The organism is Micromonospora citrea, assembly GCF_049629545.1.
Taxonomy (GTDB): domain Bacteria; phylum Actinomycetota; class Actinomycetes; order Mycobacteriales; family Micromonosporaceae; genus Micromonospora; species Micromonospora citrea_A.
Map to the genome: position 1 here is coordinate 98,030 of NZ_JBNADX010000011.1, position 19,593 is coordinate 117,622.

Sequence of the window (19,593 nt, forward strand, 5' to 3'; positions counted from 1 at the left end):
TACCCCCCGTCGTCGTGCTGCTGGATCAGGTGTCGCGTGGATACGCCGGCCCCGGGCGGGCGCCCGGCGGTGCCGGCGTCGGCCCGGGGCCGGCCGGGCGGGTGCCCGGGTCAGGCGGCGAGGTCGTCGAGGGTGGGTTGGTGGGCCAGACCGAGCGCGGTCTCCACCACCGCGACGAACTGCTCGGCGGCCCGGAGCAGGTCGTCGGCCTCCCGGGCGCTCACCACCCGGGGTATCCCCGCCTCGGCGGCGGCCCGCTTGCCGGCGCCGGCGGCGAAGTAGGCGGCCCACTCGTCGAGCTCGGGGGCGACCGTGGAGAGCAGCACCCAGACGCTGGTGATCCGGTGGCGTCGGGTGGGGGCGGGACGGGCGCGGGCGGCCAGCAGGGCCGCGGCGGCGCGCAGCGCGGCGAGGTGGGCGGCCGCGTACCGCAGACCGTCGGGGCGGGTCTGGGCGGCCTCGGCGAGCCCGTGCCGGGCCACCGTGAGGAGCTGGGCCGGGGTGCGGTGCGGCAGCACGTGCGCGGGCACCGTCGGTGCCTGGGCCGGGTTGGTCGGCATGACTGTCTCCTCCGCGTGACCGGGTCGGGCGTGGCGCGTGGCGGAAGGGATCCACCGGCGGACGCCCGGAAGCGGGTTGGTGCGGAGGAAGACGCACCGTAGGGGGCCGGCCGGGTGTGGACGCTTCCCCACACCACACCCGGCCGGCGAACCGGCGGGTTCGTCGCCCGCCGCCCGGGGGTCGTGGGCGGCGGGCGACGATCCTGCCTTGTTGGGACCGGGCTCGCGACTGCCCGGAACCCGGTGCGGTCCGCGAAACCGCACCTCCCGGGAGCCGGCGCCGCGAAACACCGCTCCCGGAGCGTTGGAACGGGTGTGCGACTCAATCGAACACTCGTTCTAACTACCCTGACAGTACACCCTCCCGCCGACGAAAACGCAACGTGTGGCGCGCCGTCGCGTCGAGGTCGGCGCAGCCGCCCGCCCCACCCTTGCGGACAACGCGCCTCCCGGGCACCTGACCTGGCGGTACGTTGAGCCTGAAGCACCACCGGAGGGAGGCGTCATGGCGGTCCTGCGGTTCCTCTACTCCCCGGCCGGGCGAGTCGTACGCATCGTCGTCGGTGTCGGGTTGATCGCCGTCGGCGCGTCCCTCGGCGGCTGGTGGTGGCTGCTGGCCCTGGTGGGTCTGCTGCCGGTGGCCACGGGCGTACTCGACATCTGCACCCTGGGCCCGCTCTTCGGCCGGCCGCTGTCCGGACGCCGCTTCCGGGAGTCCGCCGGGCGGCGGTGACCGGCCGACGTCCCGGGACACCGGCGTGGGCGGCTGAACCGGGCGTCGACGCACCGGGAAGAATGGTCGGCATGCAGCCACACCCGAACGTGCGCGCGGTGCAGGAGGCCCTGGCCGGCGCGGACGCGCGCGACGGCGACGGCGCCCCGAGCGTGGTCCGCCTGCTGCCCGAGGCGGTCCACACCGCGGCGGCGGCCGCCCAGGCGCTCGGCGTCGAGGTCGGCGCCATCGCCAACTCGCTGGTCTTCGAGGCCGACGGCGCCCCGCTGCTGGTGCTGACCTCCGGTGCGCACCGGGTGGACACCGCCGGCCTGGCCGCCGGCATCGGGGTCACCCGGCTGCGCCGGGCCACCCCCGAGTTCGTCCGGGAGCACACCGGGCAGGTGATCGGCGGGGTCGCGCCGCTGGGTCACCCGCGCCCGCTGCGCACCCTGGTGGACACCGCGCTGGCGGCGTACGACGAGGTGTGGGCGGCCGGCGGGGTGCCGCAGGCGGTCTTCCCCACCACGTACGCGGACCTGCTGCGGATCACCTCGGGCACCCCGGCCGAGGTGGCGTGAACACCGTCCCCGAACTGGTCACCCTGCACGTGTGGCGGATCTCCCGGTCTGCCCTGCTCCGGGCGTTGACCCGGATGGCGCTCGACCCGCGCCGGCTGCGCGCCGTTCCCGGCGTACGGTTCGGCAAGCTGCTCGGCACCGGGACCGGCACCGGCTTCGGGCCGGGCGACGCCGACCTGACCCGGTGGGCGGCGCTGACCGTCTGGGACTCGCCCGAGGCCGCCGAGGGCTTCGACGCCTCCCCCGTCGGGCGGGCCTGGGCCCGGATCGCCCGGTCGGCCGTCCGGGTCGACCTGCGCCCGCTGACCAGCCGGGGCGAGTGGTCGGGCCGGCGTCCGTTCGGCGACCCGCCGGGCGGTCGGGCCGACGGACCGGTGCTGGCGCTGACCCGGGCCCGGCTGCGCCCCGCCCGGGCGCTCACCTTCTGGAAGGCGGTCCCGCCGGTGGCCGCCGCCCTGCACGCCGCGCCCGGCCTGCTCGCCCGCTTCGGCGTCGGCGAGGCCCCGCTGGGCTGGCAGGGCACCGTCAGCGTGTGGCGTGATCCGGCGGACCTCGTGGCGTTCGCGTACCGTCACCCGGAGCACCGCGCCGCGATCGCCCGCACCCCCACCGAAGGGTGGTACGCGGAGGAACTCTTCGCGCGGTTCGCGGTGCGCGGCGTGGTCGGTGACCGCACGGTGCTGGGGTGGGCCGCCGACGGCGACCCGGAAACGCTGAGAGGACACGCATGAGGTTGGTGCGGTGGACGCCGGACGATCTCCTCCGGCGGCTCGACGACGTGGTCGCCGTCTACGGGGAGGCGATGAACTACCGCGCCGACCTGCTGGAGGCCCGTCGCGGCTACATCGCCACCCACGTGCGCCGGCCCGGCTTCCGCGCCGTCGCCAGCCTCACCACCGAGGGCCACCTGGCCGGCTTCGGGTACGGCTACCGGGGCGCGTCCGGGCAGTGGTGGCACGACCAGGTGCACCGGGCGCTGGACCCGCAGGCCCGCCGGCGGTGGCTGACCGACTGCTTCGAGGTGGTCGAGTTGCACGTCCGGCCGCCGGCGCAGGGGCACGGCGTGGGCACCCGACAGCTCACCGCCCTGCTCACCCTCGCCGAGGGGAGCACCACCCTGCTCTCCACCCCGGAGGCCGACGAGCGGACGTCACGGGCCTGGCGGTTGTACCGCCGGTTCGGTTTCGTCGACGTGCTGCGGCACTTCCACTTCCCCGGCGACGAGCGCCCGTTCGGCGTGCTCGGCCGGGACCTGCCGCTGCCCGCCCCCGCCGCCACCACCGCGCCCGGGCCGGCCACGTCGTGACCGCTCGGCGCGTCCCCTGGGTCCTGCTGGCCGTCCTCGTCCTGGCCCAGATCAGCTACCCGCTCACCACCGGCGACACCCGGGCCCGGCTGACCGTCGCCACGGTCGTCCTCGGCTACCTGCTCTCAGTGGGCCACGCGCTGCTCAGCCGGGGTCCGCGTACGGCGGCGGCGCTGGTCGCGGTCGCCACCGGCGGGGGTTTCGCCATCGAGGCGCTCGGCGTGGCCACCGGCTTCCCGTTCGGCAGCTACGACTACTCCGGCGAACTGGGTCCGAAGCTGGCCGGGGTGCCGCTGATCATCCCGCTCGCCTGGACCTGGATGGCCTGGCCGGCCTGGCTGGCCGCCGTCCGGCTGACCACCCCCCGCACCGCGACCGGCGGCACCGCGACCGGCGGCAGGCCGGCGTGGGCGCGGCACGCCGGGCGGATCGCGCTGGCCGCCGTCGGACTGGCCGCCTGGGACCTCTTCCTCGACCCGCAGATGGTGGCCGAGGGCTACTGGATCTGGCGCGACGCCACCCCGGCGCTGCCCGGCCTGCCCGGCATCCCGGTCAGCAACTACCTGGGCTGGCTGCTCTTCGCGGTGCTGCTGATGAGCGCGCTGCGTCCGCTGGCCGGGCCGGCCGTCGCGGTCACCGACGGCCGGGACGACCCGATGCTCGCGCTCTACCTCTGGACGTACTTCTCCAGCGTGCTGGCGCACGCGGTCTTCCTCGCCCTGCCCGCCTCGGCGCTCTGGGGCGCGGCCGGCATGGCGGTGGTGGCGGTGCCGCTGGCGGTGACGCTGCTGCGGGCCCGCCGGCACCGCGACGATCGACTCCGGGCCGGCCGGGCGCAGCGGCCGGGCGTCGATGCGACGGCATGACCGCCCTGCTCACGCTGCTGCTCGCGGTCGCCGCGCTGACCGCGCACACGGCCCTCAACGCCGGCCGGTGGCTGCGCCGCCCGCCCGACGGACCGGTCGAGGTGGACGAGGCGGTGGCGGTGCTGCTGCCGCTGCGCGACGAGGCGGAGCGGGTGACGCCCTGCCTGCGGTCGCTGCTCGCCCAGCGGGGCGTGCCGGGGCTGCGGATCGTGGTGCTCGACGACGGCTCGACCGACGGCACCGCCGACGTGGTCCGCGCGGTCACCGGCGACGATCCCCGGGTCACCCTGCTCACCGGGGTCGCCCCGCCGCCTGGCTGGCTGGGCAAGCCGCACGCCTGCCACCAGCTCGCCACCCGCACCGACCCGGCCGCCACCGTGCTGGCCTTCGTCGACGCGGACGTGGTGCTCACCCCGTACGCCGTGGCGGCGGCGGTGACCGAACTGCGCGCCGCCGGGGTGACGCTGCTGTCGCCGTACCCCCGGATCGTGGTGCGGACGGCGGCCGACCGGCTGGTGCAGCCGCTGTTGCAGTGGTTGTGGCTGACCTTCCTGCCGCTGCCCGCGATGGAACGCTCGCCACGGCCGTCGCTGGCGGCGGCCGGCGGGCAGTTCCTGCTGGTGGACCGGGCCGGCTACGCCGCGGCCGGCGGGCACGCCGCGGTCGCCGACAAGGTGCTGGAGGACATCGAGCTGGCCCGCGCGGTCAAGCGGTCCGGCGGGCGGATCGCCCTGGCCGACGGCTCCCGGCTGGCCGCCTGCCGGATGTACGAGACCTGGCCGCAGCTGCGCGACGGCTACACCAAGTCGCTGTGGGCCTCGTTCGGGCATCCGAGCGCGGCGGCCACCGTGGTGGCCCTGCTGCTCCTGCTCTACACCGCGCCCCCGCTGGCCGCCGTGGCGGCGCTGGCCGCCGGCGCGCCGACGGTGGCCGCGCTCGCCGCCGCCGGCTACCTGCTCGGGGTCGCCGGGCGGGTGCTCAGCGCCCGGGCCACCGGCGGGCGGGCCTGGCCCGACGCGCTGGCACACCCCGTGTCGGTCGTGGTCCTCGGTTGGCTGACCCTGCGGTCGTACCATCTGCGGAAGCGGCGACGCCTGTCCTGGCGCGGCCGCCCGGTCAGCTAGGAGGGCACGGCATGGCGCGGATCGTGGTCATCGGCGCCGGAGTCGGCGGGCTGGCCACCGCCGCCCGGCTGGCCGTCACCGGGCATCAGGTCACCGTCCTGGAACGGGCCGACACCGTCGGCGGCAAGCTCGGCCGCTACAGCCACGACACCCCGCAGGGGTCGTTCCACTTCGACACCGGGCCGAGCCTGTTCACCCTGCCCCAGGTCTTCCACGACCTGTTCGAGGCGACCGGGGCGAAGCTCGACGAGTACCTCGACCTGGTGCCGCTGGACCCGATCGTGCGGCACGTCTTCCCCGGTGGCGGGCCCGCCCTGGACTCCTGCGCCGACCCGGTCGAGTTCGCCGCCCGGATCGGCGCGGCCCTCGGCGACCGGGCCGTCGCCGACTGGCAGGGGCTGTGGCGGCGGGCCGCGCGGGTCTGGGCGGCGTCGCACCGGGACATCCTCGGCCGCGCCATCGACTCCCCGCGCGACCTGGCCGCGCTGGCCTGGCGGCTGGGCGACCTGGCCGCCATCGGCCCGGGCCGCAGCCTGCGCGGGCTGGGCCGGCGGCACCTGTCCGACCCGCGGCTGCGGATGCTGCTCGACCGGTACGCCACCTACACCGGCGCCGACCCGCGCCGCGCCCCGGCCGCGCTGGTCGCCGTCCCCTACGCCGAGCTGACGTACGGCGGTTGGTACCTGCGCGGCGGGCTGGGCACCCTGGCCGACGCGCTGCTGTCGCGCTGCCTGGACCTGGGCGTGGTCGTGCAGACCGGGGCCACGGTCACCCGGATCGACGCCGCGGGCGGGCGGGTGCACGGGGTACGCCTGGCCGGCGTCGCCGCGCCCGTCCCCGCCGACGTGGTGGTGGCCAACGTCGACGCGCTCACCGTCTACCGGGACCTGCTGCCGCACCCGCGCCGGCTGGCCGGGCTCACCGACCGCAGCCTCGCCGGGTTCGTGCTGCTGCTCGGGGTACGCGGTGACTCCGGCCTGGCCCACCACAACGTCTTCTTCCCCCGCGACTACGACGCCGAGTTCGACGCGGTCTTCGGCCACCCGGGGCGGGGTGTGCGGGCCCGGCCGGCGGCCGACCCGACCGTCTTCGTCACCGTCGCCGACGACCCGATGGTCCGCCCCGACGGGCACGAGGCGTGGTTCGTGCTGGTCAACGCCGCGCGGCACGGCACCGCCACGGGCGCGGTCGACTGGCGGCGGCCGGGGCTGGCCGAGGCGTACGCGGACCGGATCCTCGACGTGCTCGCCGAGCGGGGCGTGGACGTGCGCGACCGGCTGCTGTTCCGCGAGATCCGTACCCCGGCCGACCTGGACGCGGCGACCGGCGCGCCGGGCGGGACGATCTACGGCACCGCCGGTGGGCTGCTCCGTCCGGCCAACCGTGGCCCGGCGGCCGGGCTGTGGCTGGTCGGCGGCTCCAGCCACCCGGGCGGCGGCCTGCCCATGGTCACCCTGTCGGCGCAGATCGTCGCCGACCAGATCGGCCCCGCCTGGTAACTCCCACCCCACCCCACCCCACCCCGCCGCCGGCCGGGTGGGGTCGACGCGCGGTTTGCGGCGTGTCGCGGTGTCCGGCGACGAGGACACCGCGACACACCGACTGGAGTTCAGACGTGTGCTCTTCCGATCCGGCGTCGACCAGCGCCCGGCGGACGGTGGACAGCAGCTGCCCGAGGCCGAAGCCGGCCAGCAGCACCCAGACGGCGGTGGCCATGGTGATGGTGCCGGCGGCCAGGTCCGGGTCGATCATGCCGGTCAGCCCGGCCAGCAGCAGCCCGACCAGGGCCACGCTGACCCGGGTGGGGCGCTCCCCCACGGTCACCACGCCGATCTCCCGCATCCCGGCGGCGACGGCCCGGGCCCGCAGGTACTCGTGCAGCCAGGACAGCGCGCCGCCGGCCACCACCAGCGCCCCCGGTGCTCCGACCAGCCAGAACGCCACCAGCCAGGCGACCTCACCGAGCCGGTCGGCGATCGAGTCGTAGACGTAGCCGAGGCGGGTGGTGCGGCCGGTGGCCACCGCCACCGCCCCGTCGACGCTGTCGGCCACGGAGGCCAGCAGCACGAACAGGGCCCCCAGGATCGGGCCGTCCACCCCCCGTACGGCGAACAGCGGCACGCAGAAGCAGAGCAGCACCCCGGCCACCGTGACGGCGGTCGGGGTGACCTTGAGCCGGCCCAGGATGTACCCGACGTGGTACGCGAAGCGCAGCCACGCGCGTACCACCGGGGCGGCGACGCGCGGATCGAAGCCACCGTGCAGACGCGCCCAGGCGGTCGCGTAGTCGTCCCACTTCAGCTGCTGTGTGCCCACCATCTCCTCAACCGTCGCGGCGCGGTTCTGGTGTCGGGGTCGGGGCGTTCACACCCGGGCGCCGGCTTGGATGCTGCGCCACACCTCCCGGGTCGCGGTGGACCGGTTGAGGGTGATGAAGTGGATGCCCGGCACGCCCTCGTCGAGCAGCTTCGCGCACATCTCGCTGGCCTGCTCGACGCCGAGCCGGCGAACCGCCTCCGGGTCGTGGGCGACCCGGGCGAACCGCTCCGCCAGGGCGGGCGGGAAGGGCGCGCCGGAGAGCTGCACCGACCGCTCGATGGTGCCCATCTGGGTGACCGGCATCACCCCGGCCAGGATCGGGGTGTCGCAGCCGGCGGCGGCGACCCGGTCGCGCAGCCGCAGGTAGTCGTCGGCGTCGAAGAACATCTGGGTGATCGCGAACTCCGCCCCGGCCCGGCACTTGCGGACGAAGTGCGCGGTGTCGCTGGCGATGTCGGGCGAGCGCGGGTGCTTGTAGGGAAAGGCGGCCACCCCGACGCTGAAGTCACCGGCGTCGCGGACCAGCCGGACCAGCTCCTCGGCGTACAGCACGCCCTCGGGGTGGCGGACCCAGTCGCCGCCCGGGTCGCCCGGCGGGTCGCCCCGCACGGCGAGCACGTTGCGCACCCCGACGCCGGCCAGCCGGCCGATGACGTGGCGCAGCTCGGCGACGGAGTGGTTGACGGCGGTGAGGTGCGCCATCGGCAGCAGCGTGGTCTCGGTGGCGATCCGCTCGGTCACCGCGACGGTGGTGTCCCGGGTCGACCCGCCGGCGCCGTAGGTGATCGAGACGAACGAGGGGCGCAGCGACTCCAGCTCGCGGATGGCCTGCCAGAGCAGGCGCTCCCCCTCGCGCGTCTTGGGCGGGAAGAACTCGAACGAGAAGGTGGGCTGGCGGTCACGGATCAGCTCCCCGATCGCCGGCTGCGGATTGGGGAGGACGGAGGGAAGACCGAGCGCCACGCCCCGACTCTAGCGGGCGACGGCGGCCGTACCCACGACCTTCCCATCGCGGCATCGACCGCCGTCGTCAGTGCCGGCGTCGACGGGCCGCCGTCGGGGTCCGGGGCCGCCCGGGCCGCACGGTGTCCGCTTTCCTCAACCCTGCCCGTTGTACGTAGATCGAGCGCCGGGCCACCGCCTGGTCCCGGTCGTCGAGCTGGTACCCGTCGAGCCAGACCCATCCCGGGTACGTGGTCAGATCGAGCACCCGGATCACCCGGAACCTGATCGGGCGGACGAACTGCACGCTGGCGGCCCGGGTCACCAGCAGCAGGTCACCGGCGCGCATCGCGGCGGTCCCGCCAGGCCCGCAGGGTCTTCCCCGCCGCCGTCAGCCGGGGGCACGACCCGTCCGGCCGGCACCGGGAACAGACGTTCCGGTGGTGGAAGTCGATCACGTAGCCGGCCATGAGCACCGCGAACGGCGGCTCCGCGCGTCCCTCACGCATGGCCGGTGTTCCGCAGGACGGCGAGGCAGTCGGCCTCGGTCAGCGGGGTGAACCAGAGGAACCGGCGCAGCACCCGCTCCGGCGGTTCGGCCAGGTCCCGGATCGCATCGACGGCCTGGGTGGTCAGCACCACCACCGCCAGCGGCTGCTGCGCCGGGCGCAGCCGCCGACGGTACGCGGGGCACGGCCACGGCTCGGCGCAGCCCCGGCACGCCCAGCTCGGCCGGCGGGGCAGGTGCTCGCTCACCACCGGGAACCCTTCACCGCGTTACGGGTACGCCACTGCGCGGCCATGGTCATCAACGGCCGGTCCTGCGGGAGGACGGCGGTGGGGCGTTCCAGGCCGGCTTGTCACCGGCCGGCGGGCCGTACGCGCCGGCCCGGTGCGCGTAGCGCGGACGCCGCACCACGTCCATTGGTCGATCTTTCCTCCGGAACCACTTCCACCGGGCCACGACGACACCTCCCGCGATCGACGGACGACTGTCTGCCAGCCACGATCCGGAGTGGTGGGCACCCGCTGCAACACTCCACGTGAGACATTCATAGGGAGAGACGCGTCTTTCGAGTCGTGATGCGCGAGCCGTCTCACGGCACGTCGGATGACGTGTCGGCATGAGACAGAGAGGATGGTGGCCGTGACGGAAATCGGCTCGACCGTGCCGAGGCGGGAACTCGGCCGGTTGCTGCGGCAGACCAGGGAGCAGGCGGGGATCGGGCTGGAGGCGGCCGCCGCTGATCTCGAGTGGTCCCGCGCCAAGATGTACCGCATCGAGGCCGGACAGACCCCGGTGCGCGCGCTGGACGTGGACCAGATGTGCCGGCTCTACCAGGCCGCTCCGGAGTTGACCGAAGTCCTGGTCAGCCTCGCCAAGGAGTCGAAGAGCAAGGGCTGGTACCACGCCTACGGGGAGGTCATCCCCCGCTGGTTCCAGTTGTACGTCGGCCTGGAATCCGCCGCCAGCCGCATACGCACCTATGAACACGCCCTGGTGCCAGGTCTGCTCCAGACACCGGAGTACGCCACTCACATAGCCCGGATGGCACCCGGCAGCACCGAGGAGGACGCAGCCAGGGTTGTCGGTTTCCGCGCCAAGAGGCAGCGCCTGCTCGTCAGGAATCGACCGAAGGCCCTTGAACTGGATGCCGTCATCAGCGAATTGGTGCTACACAGGCGGGTGCCCGGCATGTCCGAGCAAATCGACCGACTCATCGCAGCAAGCGACGCACCAAACATCAATCTGAGGGTGCTCCCGCTGAACAGCAGGCTGACGCAAGCGGATGTCGCAGGCAGCTTCGTCATATTGGACTTCCCGTCAAAGGGCGCCCGCTCCGCCGAACCCACCACCGTTTACGCCGAGAAGCTGGCCGGAGCGCTCTATCTCGACCGAATGGAGGAAGTCATGGCCTACGCCAACGTGTGGAAGCTACTCACCGCCGAGGCACTGAACGTCGAGGAATCCCGCAAGCTCATGCGAGAGATCAAGGAGATAAGTCATGGCTGAACTCAGCGGAGCGACCTGGCGCAAGAGCAGTCGTAGCAGCCCGCAGGGCAACTGCGTCGAGGTGGCCGACAACCTGCCCGGCGTGGTGGGGGTCCGGGACAGCAAGGACGTCACCGGCCCGGCCCTCGTCTTCACCCACGGGCAGTGGCGCACCTTCACCCGGGCCGTCCGGGCCGACGCCCTCCACCCGGCACCCTGACACACCGCCCCGGGAGAGCGCCTGACATGTCGGATCGCAGCGCGGACACGGGCGGCGGCCATCCGCAGTGGCCCACCGCCATGTTGACCGCGCTGCGCCTCGGCCGACGGTTGGTGACCGAGGTACCCGCCTCCGGACCGGGCCGGCGGGCGTTCGTCGAGATCCGGCCCGTCCCGACCACCGCCGACTCCGACGCGCATCGGCAGCAGTGGACCCGGTCGGATCGTGATCGCACCTTCACGATCGAGCAGTGGGACTACGACGGCGCTCGGCTCGCCGGCTTCGACTACGACATCGGCGCGGTCCTCGTGCAGGCCATGACCGTCACCGATGAGGCTGAACTCGTCGCGGCCATCGAGACATGGCACCTACGGCCCGAGCAGTTCCTCCATCCCTGGCAGACCGACGACCCGAAGTAGCGGGCAACCTCACCGCTGAACTCGCCGATCCACCGACCCCGCACGCGGCCGGATCAGCAAAGTTCATCGGCCGCACGGTGATTCGAGACATGGCCCAGGACGGTACCCACCCAGGGCTGCGGTGCCATCAGGATCTCGGAGCCTCGATCATCCGAACGTTGCCGCCGCGGGCCGTCAGGGGCAGGGCTCCGAGGTGATCGTGTAGTACGGGGTGTAGGCGCCCCAGTGGTAGCTGGGGTCGCCGGGGCACTCGCTGAAGGTCGAGGAGCCGACGAGGTTGGAGTGCGAAGCGTCGTCGAAGTAGGCGACGAAGGTGATCACGCCCTTCGCCTGCACGGGTGTGGCGGTGCCGAGAAGGCTCAGGCAGGCCACCGCAGCGACGGCGACGAGCTGGACGGCACGGCTTCGTGACCTGCGCATACTGCCTCCCTGATATAACTCAAGGTCAACATTTTATATTGAGTGAAGTGAATATCGTTAGTCCTGATAGGTGCACGCTCCGTGAAACCTCACAATCAGGTCCTGACGGTGCCCCGGCCGGCTGCGCGCTCGGGACGAGCCGCGACCCCGACGTACGCGACGAGCCGTACGGCCTCCCCTCCGACGTCGGGCGGCGGCGAAGCGTCGTACCCCCGGGGTAGAACAGGGACCAGCGCGGACGGTGCCGGTCGGGGGCGGGTGCCGGGGGTCGTGCGCGGGGGTCAGCACCGACCGGCGGCGTGCCGGCCCGTCCTGGTGGACGGGCGGGCGTGGCCGCGCCGACACCCGTGCCGGAGGACCGATGACCCCGCCCGACCCGAGCCTGCTCGGGCCGCTGATCGCCCAGCTGCGCCTGGCCCGTGGCTGGAGCCAGCAGCGCCTCGCCGACGCGCTCTGCGCCGCCGCCGGCACGCCCACCCTGACCCGGCACGAGGTGTCCCGCTGGGAGCGGGCGGTACGGGTGCCGGGCGAGCGCTGGCGGGGTCACCTCGCCGCGGTGCTGGACGCACCGGCCGGACTGCTCGACGACGTGCCGGCGCGCAGCCGCCCACCCGGTCCCGCCACGGCCCGCTCCCGGTCGGCGTTGCTGGCCATGGCCCGGCGCTGGGCGGCGGACCCGTCCGCGCCCCTGCTGCTCAACCCGGCGACGATCGGGCACGTCGCCGGGCCGACGCCGGACGGGTCGGAGGCAGGCCCGGCACCCGACGGCGTCGAGGCAGGGCCGCCGGGTGCCGTCGGGCTCGCCGAGCTGCGCCGGCTCGACGACCTGGCCGGCGGCGCGGATCTGGCCCCGGCCGGGGCGTACCGGCTGCGGCGGGTGGCCCGGGCGCTGCGCCGTGCCGGTCCGGCCGGGCGGCGGCGGTTGCTGCCGGCGCTGGCCGAGGCCGCCCAGTTCGCCGGGTGGCTCGACGGCGACGCCGGTGACCTGGCGGCCGGGCTGGACGCGCACCGTCTCGGGCTGCGGGCCGCCGCCGCGACCGGCGACCGGGCGTTCGCCGGGCACGTGCTCGGCTCGGCCAGCCACCTGCTGGCCGGTGCCGGCGACGCCGAGGGCGCGCTGCTGCTGGCCCGGACCGGATACGCCGGCGCCCGCCGTACGGCCAGCCCGGGACTGCGGACGCTGCTGCTGCACCGGGTGGCGCTGGCCGCCGCGCTCACCGGCCGGACCCCGGCCGGGCGGCAGGCACTGGACGCCGCCCGGCGCGCCGCCGAGACCGTCGAGGCGGCCATCGAACCGGCGTGGCTCTACTGGCTGGACGGCGACGAGCTGGCCGCGATGACCGGCCGCACGCTGGTCGCGCTGGGCCGCCCCGGGCCGGCGGTGCCGCTGCTGCGCGCCGCCGGATCCGGCCGGGGCCCGCGCAGCGCGGCCGTCTACGGCGGCTGGCTGGCCCGGGGACTGGTCCAGCTCGGCGAGGTCGACCAGGCCGCCGCCGTGGCCGGGGCCGCGCTGCGCAACGCCGTCCGGGCCGGCTCGGCGCGGGCCGCCACCGCGCTGGTGGAGGTGGACCGGCGGCTCGCCGCACACCGGGCCGAGCCGGCGGTACGACGCTGGCGTCGGCGGCTCGCCGACGCCCGCCCCTACCTGCCCCGGCCGCCGGAGCCCCGCCGACCCGCGACGACGCGCCGACCCCGTGGTGGGGCGGGACCGACCCGGACCGGTTAGCGTTCTGGCGTGACCCACGCTGCTCCCGTCTCCCCCGTCGACCGTGCCGGCCTGCGGCAGCGGGTCGACAAGGCCCTGGCCGAGTTCCTGACGCACCAGCGCGCCCGGCTGGCCCTCGTCGACGACGCGCTGACGCCGGTCGCCGAGGCGATCGAGGCGTTCGTGCTGGGCGGCGGCAAGCGGCTGCGCCCGGCGTTCGCGTACTGGGGATACCGGGGAGCCGGCGGGGTGGACTCCGACCAGGTGGTGACGGCCCTGGCGGCGTTGGAGTTCGTCCAGGCCAGCGCCCTGATCCACGACGACCTGATGGACCGGTCGGACACCAGACGCGGCGAGCCCTCCGTGCACCGGCGGTTCGCCGCCCGGCACCGCGCGGCGGGCTGGGCCGGTGACCCGGACGGCTTCGGCGACGCGGCGGCGGTGCTGCTCGGCGACCTCTGCCTGGTCTGGTCCGACGAGCTGCTGCACAGCGCCGGCCTGGAGCCGCGGACGGTGGCGCGGGCCCGCCCGGTCTTCGACGAGATGCGCACCGAGGTGACCGTCGGGCAGTACCTGGACGTGCTCACCCAGGCCACCGGGGACACCTCGGTGGAGCGGGCCGGCAAGGTGGCCCGGTACAAGTCGGCGAAGTACACCGTCGAACGGCCGCTGCTGCTCGGCGGGGCGCTGGCCGAGGCGTCGGCGGACGTCCGCGCGGCCTATTCGGCGTACGGGCTGCCGCTGGGCGAGGCGTTCCAGCTCCGCGACGACGTGCTCGGGGTCTTCGGCGACCCGGCGCAGACCGGCAAGCCGGCCGGCGACGACCTGCGCGAGGGCAAGCGCACCTACCTGGTGGCGGCAACCGTGGAGGCGACCGACGACGCCGGCCGTGAGCTGCTGCTGTCCCGGCTGGGCGACCCGGAGCTGGACGAGGACGGGGTGGCCAAGTTGCGCGAGCTGATCACCGGGTGCGGCGCGCTGGCGCGTACCGAGCAGCGGATCGTCACCCTGACCGACGCCGCCCTGGCCGCCCTCACCGCCGTCGACCTGGACACCGAGGCCCGCCAGTCCCTGGTCGACCTAGCCATCGCCGCCACCCGCCGCGCCGACTGACGCCTGCTGGCCCCCTGGGCTCTCACCCGCCGGTCTCCCGCCCGCCCGAGGTGGGGTGATCATGAAGTTGGCGGCAGTCGTGGATCTTCACGACTGCCGCCAACTTCATGATCATCGGCCCGTGCCGACACCGCCGTACCCGGCAGCCGCTGCATCGCCTGCGGACCATCGCGACCCGCCCGTTACGCGAGGGACCGACAGGTCTTACGTTCCACCGCCTCGTCCAACGCGCCAACGGCCAGGGTCTCCGCTGTGGCACGCGGCCACCGCACGATCTTCGGTTGTCCTCACGAACCATCGATGATCAACGCGGTGGCCGTCCTCATGCCCGCGCCACGCCCGACGCCGAAGCCAGGTGACGTCGGAGTACCGACCCGAGGCGTCCCCGTCAGTACAAGACACCCATCCCCGTGAGATCACCGCTTCGCTTGACTCGCTTGTTCACTCCCGTACCGAGCGCCGGATACATCACCGGATAGGAGGAGGACGTGTAGTGCGCCAGGCCAAAGCCGTGCCCAGCCTCGTGCGTGGCAACGGAGATGAGATCGTACCGCCCCGAAGGGACGGTTCCGGAGAGACCGGTGAACCAATTCGTGACTCGATTGTTGAATGCTATGTCGACTTCCACTCTGAAGCCGGAGCCGTCGACCCACGAGTAAGTAACCCCCAAGATGCCCGGATCGAATCCGGCCCACCCGACCACATTTCCGTAGTCTCTCGTTCCCCACGTGTAACGGGTGGTCGACCCCCGGTAGTCGGAAGTGGCGGCCGTCCAGTCCGTGCCGCACGCGGAAGTATCGTCAGTTATGAACTTGAAGCCGTACTGAATGGCTTGAAGCGCATCTGAGGCCGGCTGTGACTTACTGTTGTAGATCCAGGGATATGTAGAGTTAGCCCACACCCCGCCACTGAAGGCGTATTGCGTATAGCTGCCACACCATGCAGGCGCGGCTGCGAGCGGGGAAGCCTGAGTCTTCGTCGCCCCAGCTTGTTCTGGTTTGGCGAGAATACGGTTGAGAGCACCCGCCGTGGCAGTGGATCCCACCGCAGGCTCTCCGTCGATCCGCAGCGCCAGCTGACCGTCGGCCGCCCGGTAGACGGACGCCGCACTCGGACTCGCCGAACCGTGCGTCCGGAGAAGCTGCACCGTGGCGACCATGCCTGGCTCTGGAACCACAACCTCGAGGTCCTGGGCGACTCGGACGACCGTCGCCGGAGCCAATCGGCAAGAAACGCCGACCGCCTTGATTTCACTCGGCGACAGGGTCGAGTCGCACGGGATCCCGGCAGCGAACGACGGGGTCGCCGGCATCAAGGCGACCGCAGGCAACAAAGCGGTCAATGCGATTACGATGCCAACTGCCCGACCGCGGCTTTTTTGTTGATGAGTCATGGAATGTCTAGCCCCCGTTGATAATTGCGTCCTTAAATACTCGGATACATAGATACACTACGAGACCGGGTGCTGTTCGTCAAGATTCATGTCCGTGCGCCGCGCAGGGTCATTACGTAGTCCGATGACGGGGCTCTGAGCTGGGTATTCGCGGGGGTGAGTGGCACCTGCGGAGGCGCAGGTGGCGGATGAATTCGCATTGCTGATCATGAAGTTCTCTACGCCACCACGGTCACTTCGCACCCAGCGCCGCATCAGTCACCAGCGTTATGGCCGTGGACCTGTCAGCGGATCCCGACACGTGCGCGACGGCCGCCGGTGGGGGCCTCGACCAACCGCGACACCGGCAGACCCGCCCGGCGCGTTGCGTCACGTAGCCGCGTACGCCGCCGTGGACCCACCCAGCAGGCAGCACCACGCAAACGTCATCGATGCCCGCGCCACGCCCAACGCCGAAGGGGATGCTGCCGCGCGTCTGGTCACGATCGATCTTCGAGTCAGAAGCCGAGGGCTTGGGCGCGGCGTTTGACCTCGCGGGCCTGGTCGCCGCCGAGGGCGGTGGCCGCGCTGCCGCCGGGGAGGGTGTCGTCGGGGGCGTAGAGCCAGGCCAACGACTCCTCGTCGTCGTAGCCGGCGTCGGTCAGCAGGTTCAGCACGCCCGGCAGGTGCTTGAGCACCGTCTTGTTCGCCACCAGGTCGGCCGGGATCCGGCGGACGCCGTCGCGGCGGACCGCGATCAACTCCCGGTCGCGGATCATCTGGTGGACCTTGCTGATGCCCAGGTCCAGGCGCTCGGCGACGTCGGGCAGGGTCAGCCAGGCGGCCGGGTCGGCCGGGCCGGGAAGGCCGGTGCCGGAGGCCTGGTCGGCGGGTACGGAATCGGTCACCCGAACACCCTGCCACGTCGCCCCGCACGGGCCGCAGCGGCACCCCGGGTGGCCTGCGCAAGCGCGGCGGGACGGTCCGGAGCGGTACCCGGGCTGTAGCATCCTGTTCAACCTTCACCCTCCGGACACATAGACTGCCTGCCGATGGACACACAGGTCGCCGACACGTTGCTGGGCTCGCTGCTCGACGGGCGTTACCGCATTCGCGGGCGCGTCGCGCGCGGCGGGATGGCGACCGTGTACACCGCCACCGACGAGCGCCTGGAGCGCACCGTGGCGGTCAAGATCATTCACCCGTCCCAGGCCCCGGAGGCTCGCGCCCGCACGGCCGGGTTCATGGAGCGCTTCACCGACGAGGCCAAGACGATCGCCCGGTTGACCCACCCGAACGTGGTGGCGGTCTACGACCAGGGCGTCCACGCCGGCCTGCCCTACCTGGTGATGGAGTACGTCCGGGGCCGCACCCTGCGCGACGTACTGGCCGAGCGACGCCGGCTCAACCCGGACGAGGCGCTGGCGATCATGGAGCAGATGCTCGCCGCGGTCGCCGCCGCGCACCGGGCCGGGCTGGTCCACCGCGACGTCAAGCCGGAGAACGTGCTGGTCGCCGAGGCGCCCACCGGCGGGGCGGCCAACCTCGTCGACAGCGTCGTCAAGGTCGCCGACTTCGGGCTGGCCCGCGCCGTCGAGGCCAGCGCCGACGAGGCCGACGGCAACCAGCTCATGGCCACCGTGGCGTACGTGGCGCCGGAGCTGGTCACCGACGGCCACGCCGACCCCCGCACCGACGTCTACTCCGCCGGCATCGTGCTGTTCGAGATGCTCACCGGTCGCGTCCCGTACGACGGCGACCGGCCGGTGGAGGTGGCCTGGCAGCACGTCGACCGGGACGTGCCGGCCCCGTCGACCCTGGTGCCCGGGCTGCCCCGGGTGCTCGACGACCTGGTGGCGCGGGCCACCCGACGCGACCCGGGGGCCCGCCCCACCGACGCCGGCGCCCTGCTGGCCGAGGTGCAGGTGGCCCGGGACGACCTGGGCAACCCGAACAACTCCCACACCGCCGTGCTGCGCCGGGTGACCGACGACGCGCCGGCGGTCGCCCAGCCGACCATGGTGGTCGCGGCGGTCCAGCCGTCCACGCGTCCCGCCTGGGCCAAGCTGCCCGAGGGCGGCCCGCAGCGGCCGCACCGGCGTCGTGCCGCCCCGGAGTCCGACCTGCGGGCCCGGCTCGCCGCGCTCTGGGCGCAGGTGGCGGCCGGTTCCCGGGGTCGGCTCTCGATCGCCGCCGCGGTGGTGGCCCTCGGCCTGCTCGCCGCGGTCGGCGGCTGGTGGGTCGGGGTGGGCCGCTACACGGTCGCCCCGCAACTGGTGAGCCTGACCAAGGCCGAGGCGCAGGCCCAGGCCGACCGGGGCGGCTTCACCATCACGTACGCCCAGCCCCGCTACGACGAGACGGTCCCCCGGGACAGCGTCGTGGCGCAGAGCCCCACCTCGGCCGCGAAGATCCTCAAGGGCGGCACGATCACCCTGACCCTGTCCCTGGGTCCGGAGCGCTTCCCCGTGCCGGACGTGGTCGGCAAGGACTTCGAGCTGGCCGAGGCGGATCTGACCAGCGCCAACCTGGTGGTGGTCAAGGGCTCCTCGCGCTACGACGACAATCTGCCCGCGGGCGTCGTGGTGGACACCAACCCCAAGGTGGGCGCCGAGGTGAAGCCGGGCACGAAGATCACCCTCGTGCTGAGCAAGGGCAAGGCGCCGATCTCGGTGCCCAACCTGGTCGGCAAGAACGTCAACGAGGCGCGGTCGACGCTGGCGCAGCTCGGCCTGGTGCCGGTGGAGACGTACAAGGACTCCGACAAGCCCAAGGACGAGATCCTCGGGCAGAGCCCCGCCACCGGCGCCGGTGTCGAGAAGGGCGCGCAGGTCCGGCTCGACGTCAGCAAGGGCCCCGCCCAGGTGATCGTGCCCCGGGTGGTGGACCTGCCGTGCCCGCAGGCGAAGCAGCAGCTGGAGAGCCAGGGCTTCGCGGTCGTCGTGCAGTTCAACCCGAACGGGATCGCCCGTTTCCAGAACCCGCCGGAGAACTCCCCCGTGCCGCCGGGCACCACGATCACCCTCGGGTGCCTGTGATGACGGCGAGCTGTCGTCCGGTCGGCTCGCACACCCCGACCTCGGGCGGCCTGGCCAAGGCGGCCCTGCCGTACGCGGACGCGGCCGGCTCCGAGGTGGTGCAGGTATACGTCTCCAACTCGCGCGGCTGGGCGCTGCCGGCCGGCGACCCGACCCAGGACGGGCTCTTCCGTGACGGCTGTGGTGAGCGGGGCGTCCCGGTCTTCGTCCACGCCTCCCTGCTGGTGAACATCGGCTCCCCCACCCCGGCGACCGTGCAGCGCTCGGCGGAGACCCTGGCGCACGCGCTGCGCCGGGGCCGGGCGATCGGCGCGCAGGGCGTGGTGTTCCACGCCGGCAGCGCCGTCGACGCCGGGTACTTCGAGGCGGCCATGCGGCAGGTACGCGAGACGCTGCTGCCGCTGCTGGACGAGGCCGCGGCGGTCGGTGGGCCGATGCTGCTGGTCGAGCCGAGCGCGGGCGGCGGCCGCTCGCTCGCCTCCCGGGTCGAGCACCTCGGCCCCTACCTGGACGCGGTGGACCGCCACCCCGGGCTGGGCGTCTGCTTCGACACCTGCCACGCCTGGGCGGCGGGGCACGACCTGGCCGCCGAGGGCGGCATGACCGCCACCCTGGACACCCTGGTGGCGACCGTGGGGGCGGACCGGCTGCGGCTGGTCCACGCCAACGACTCCAAGGACCTGCTCGGCTCGACCCGGGACCGGCACGAGAACATCGGCAAGGGCAGCATCGGCGAGCCGGCGTTCGCCGAGCTGATGACCCACCCGGCGACCGCCGGCGTGCCGATCGTGGTGGAGACCCCCACGGAGAAGCACGAGGGCCACGCCACCGACATCGCCACCCTCCGCCGCCTCCACCCCTGACCCACCCCGCACCTTCGCCCGGCCCGCCGACCCCGCCCGG

At 73.7% G+C, this 19,593-nt stretch carries 23 protein-coding genes and 1 pseudogene; 14 read left to right on the forward strand and 10 right to left on the reverse strand.

Going from position 1 to position 19,593, the window contains the following annotated elements:
- Window positions 1-110: 110 nt before the first annotated feature.
- A complete protein-coding gene (locus ACPFP2_RS14470; protein WP_424089673.1) occupies window positions 111-560 on the reverse strand; it encodes an SAV_6107 family HEPN domain-containing protein in 450 nt (149 codons plus the stop codon).
- A gap of 505 nt (window positions 561-1,065) precedes the next feature.
- Here ACPFP2_RS14470 and ACPFP2_RS14475 point away from each other — a divergent pair.
- The 7 genes from ACPFP2_RS14475 (at window position 1,066) to ACPFP2_RS14505 (ending at window position 6,648) form a co-directional block, all read left to right on the forward strand.
- Window positions 1,066-1,293, forward strand: a complete 228-nt coding sequence (locus ACPFP2_RS14475; protein WP_424089674.1) for a YgaP-like transmembrane domain — start codon at window positions 1,066-1,068, stop codon at window positions 1,291-1,293.
- A gap of 71 nt (window positions 1,294-1,364) precedes the next feature.
- Window positions 1,365-1,853: a YbaK/EbsC family protein gene (locus tag ACPFP2_RS14480; RefSeq protein WP_424089675.1), complete on the forward strand. Its 489-nt coding sequence runs from the start codon at window positions 1,365-1,367 to the stop codon at window positions 1,851-1,853.
- Window positions 1,850-2,584, forward strand: coding sequence for a monooxygenase (locus ACPFP2_RS14485; RefSeq protein WP_424089676.1), 735 nt, complete (start codon window positions 1,850-1,852; stop codon window positions 2,582-2,584). The genes ACPFP2_RS14480 and ACPFP2_RS14485 overlap by 4 nt, the downstream gene beginning before the upstream one ends.
- Entirely contained in the window at window positions 2,581-3,159 is a 579-nt protein-coding gene (locus tag ACPFP2_RS14490; protein ID WP_424089677.1) for a GNAT family N-acetyltransferase, read from the forward strand. Before ACPFP2_RS14485 ends, ACPFP2_RS14490 begins: the two co-directional genes overlap by 4 nt.
- Window positions 3,156-4,025, forward strand: coding sequence for a carotenoid biosynthesis protein (locus tag ACPFP2_RS14495; protein ID WP_424089678.1), 870 nt, complete (start codon window positions 3,156-3,158; stop codon window positions 4,023-4,025). Before ACPFP2_RS14490 ends, ACPFP2_RS14495 begins: the two co-directional genes overlap by 4 nt.
- On the forward strand, window positions 4,022-5,149 hold the full coding sequence (locus ACPFP2_RS14500; RefSeq protein WP_424089679.1) for a glycosyltransferase: 1,128 nt from the start codon (window positions 4,022-4,024) through the stop codon (window positions 5,147-5,149). Before ACPFP2_RS14495 ends, ACPFP2_RS14500 begins: the two co-directional genes overlap by 4 nt.
- 11 nt (window positions 5,150-5,160) lie before the next feature.
- Window positions 5,161-6,648, forward strand: coding sequence for a phytoene desaturase family protein (locus ACPFP2_RS14505; protein ID WP_424089680.1), 1,488 nt, complete (start codon window positions 5,161-5,163; stop codon window positions 6,646-6,648).
- Between the two features lie 133 nt (window positions 6,649-6,781).
- Here ACPFP2_RS14505 and ACPFP2_RS14510 read toward each other — a convergent pair.
- The 6 genes and pseudogenes from ACPFP2_RS14510 to ACPFP2_RS14535 form a co-directional block, all read right to left on the reverse strand.
- Window positions 6,782-7,468, reverse strand: a pseudogene (locus tag ACPFP2_RS14510) (CDP-alcohol phosphatidyltransferase family protein); the annotation flags it as partial.
- A 45-nt stretch (window positions 7,469-7,513) separates the two neighbouring features.
- Window positions 7,514-8,431 (reverse strand): methylenetetrahydrofolate reductase [NAD(P)H], encoded by a 918-nt coding sequence (metF, locus tag ACPFP2_RS14515; RefSeq protein ID WP_424089681.1) that lies wholly within the window; start codon window positions 8,429-8,431, stop codon window positions 7,514-7,516.
- A gap of 67 nt (window positions 8,432-8,498) precedes the next feature.
- A complete protein-coding gene (locus tag ACPFP2_RS14520) occupies window positions 8,499-8,759 on the reverse strand; it encodes a hypothetical protein (protein WP_424089682.1) in 261 nt (86 codons plus the stop codon).
- Window positions 8,746-8,919 (reverse strand): hypothetical protein, encoded by a 174-nt coding sequence (locus ACPFP2_RS14525; RefSeq protein ID WP_424089683.1) that lies wholly within the window; start codon window positions 8,917-8,919, stop codon window positions 8,746-8,748. The genes ACPFP2_RS14520 and ACPFP2_RS14525 overlap by 14 nt, the downstream gene beginning before the upstream one ends.
- The gene (locus ACPFP2_RS14530; RefSeq protein ID WP_424089684.1) at window positions 8,912-9,166 is read right to left on the reverse strand and encodes a hypothetical protein; all 255 of its coding nucleotides are present in this window, start codon (window positions 9,164-9,166) and stop codon (window positions 8,912-8,914) included. The genes ACPFP2_RS14525 and ACPFP2_RS14530 overlap by 8 nt, the downstream gene beginning before the upstream one ends.
- A gap of 52 nt (window positions 9,167-9,218) precedes the next feature.
- Window positions 9,219-9,374 carry a hypothetical protein gene (locus ACPFP2_RS14535; protein ID WP_424089685.1) on the reverse strand — a complete coding sequence of 52 codons (156 nt, stop codon included), beginning with the start codon at window positions 9,372-9,374 and terminating at the stop codon, window positions 9,219-9,221.
- Window positions 9,375-9,548: 174 nt separating this feature from the next.
- On the opposite strand from ACPFP2_RS14535, the gene ACPFP2_RS14540 reads away from it, so the two are divergent.
- The 3 genes from ACPFP2_RS14540 to ACPFP2_RS14550 are packed head-to-tail and all read left to right on the forward strand — an operon-like array spanning window position 9,549 to window position 11,042.
- Complete coding sequence (locus ACPFP2_RS14540) at window positions 9,549-10,424, forward strand: helix-turn-helix domain-containing protein (protein ID WP_424089686.1); 876 nt, start codon at window positions 9,549-9,551, stop codon at window positions 10,422-10,424.
- Complete coding sequence (locus ACPFP2_RS14545) at window positions 10,417-10,623, forward strand: DUF397 domain-containing protein (RefSeq protein ID WP_424089687.1); 207 nt, start codon at window positions 10,417-10,419, stop codon at window positions 10,621-10,623. Before ACPFP2_RS14540 ends, ACPFP2_RS14545 begins: the two co-directional genes overlap by 8 nt.
- Before the next feature lie 26 nt (window positions 10,624-10,649).
- Entirely contained in the window at window positions 10,650-11,042 is a 393-nt protein-coding gene (locus ACPFP2_RS14550; protein ID WP_424089688.1) for a hypothetical protein, read from the forward strand.
- A 174-nt stretch (window positions 11,043-11,216) separates the two neighbouring features.
- On the opposite strand, the gene ACPFP2_RS14555 is transcribed toward ACPFP2_RS14550, so the two are convergent.
- Window positions 11,217-11,462: a DUF6289 family protein gene (locus ACPFP2_RS14555; RefSeq protein ID WP_424089689.1), complete on the reverse strand. Its 246-nt coding sequence runs from the start codon at window positions 11,460-11,462 to the stop codon at window positions 11,217-11,219.
- A 361-nt stretch (window positions 11,463-11,823) separates the two neighbouring features.
- Here ACPFP2_RS14555 and ACPFP2_RS14560 point away from each other — a divergent pair, with 361 nt between their 5' ends.
- Together ACPFP2_RS14560 and ACPFP2_RS14565 are read left to right on the forward strand one after the other, a co-directional pair.
- Complete coding sequence (locus ACPFP2_RS14560) at window positions 11,824-13,188, forward strand: transcriptional regulator (protein ID WP_424089690.1); 1,365 nt, start codon at window positions 11,824-11,826, stop codon at window positions 13,186-13,188.
- A 9-nt stretch (window positions 13,189-13,197) separates the two neighbouring features.
- Window positions 13,198-14,280 (forward strand): polyprenyl synthetase family protein, encoded by a 1,083-nt coding sequence (locus ACPFP2_RS14565; protein WP_424089691.1) that lies wholly within the window; start codon window positions 13,198-13,200, stop codon window positions 14,278-14,280.
- Window positions 14,281-14,668: 388 nt separating this feature from the next.
- On the opposite strand, the gene ACPFP2_RS14570 is transcribed toward ACPFP2_RS14565, so the two are convergent.
- On the reverse strand, window positions 14,669-15,622 hold the full coding sequence (locus ACPFP2_RS14570; RefSeq protein WP_424089692.1) for a matrixin family metalloprotease: 954 nt from the start codon (window positions 15,620-15,622) through the stop codon (window positions 14,669-14,671).
- A 548-nt stretch (window positions 15,623-16,170) separates the two neighbouring features.
- Window positions 16,171-16,560, reverse strand: coding sequence for an Rv2175c family DNA-binding protein (locus ACPFP2_RS14575; RefSeq protein WP_424089693.1), 390 nt, complete (start codon window positions 16,558-16,560; stop codon window positions 16,171-16,173).
- Between the two features lie 144 nt (window positions 16,561-16,704).
- On the opposite strand from ACPFP2_RS14575, the gene pknB reads away from it, so the two are divergent.
- Both pknB and ACPFP2_RS14585 read left to right on the forward strand, forming a co-directional pair.
- Window positions 16,705-18,690, forward strand: a complete 1,986-nt coding sequence (gene pknB / locus ACPFP2_RS14580; protein WP_424089694.1) for a Stk1 family PASTA domain-containing Ser/Thr kinase — start codon at window positions 16,705-16,707, stop codon at window positions 18,688-18,690.
- Window positions 18,690-19,553 carry a deoxyribonuclease IV gene (locus tag ACPFP2_RS14585; RefSeq protein ID WP_424089695.1) on the forward strand — a complete coding sequence of 288 codons (864 nt, stop codon included), beginning with the start codon at window positions 18,690-18,692 and terminating at the stop codon, window positions 19,551-19,553. The genes pknB and ACPFP2_RS14585 overlap by 1 nt, the downstream gene beginning before the upstream one ends.
- Window positions 19,554-19,593 lie beyond the last annotated feature (40 nt).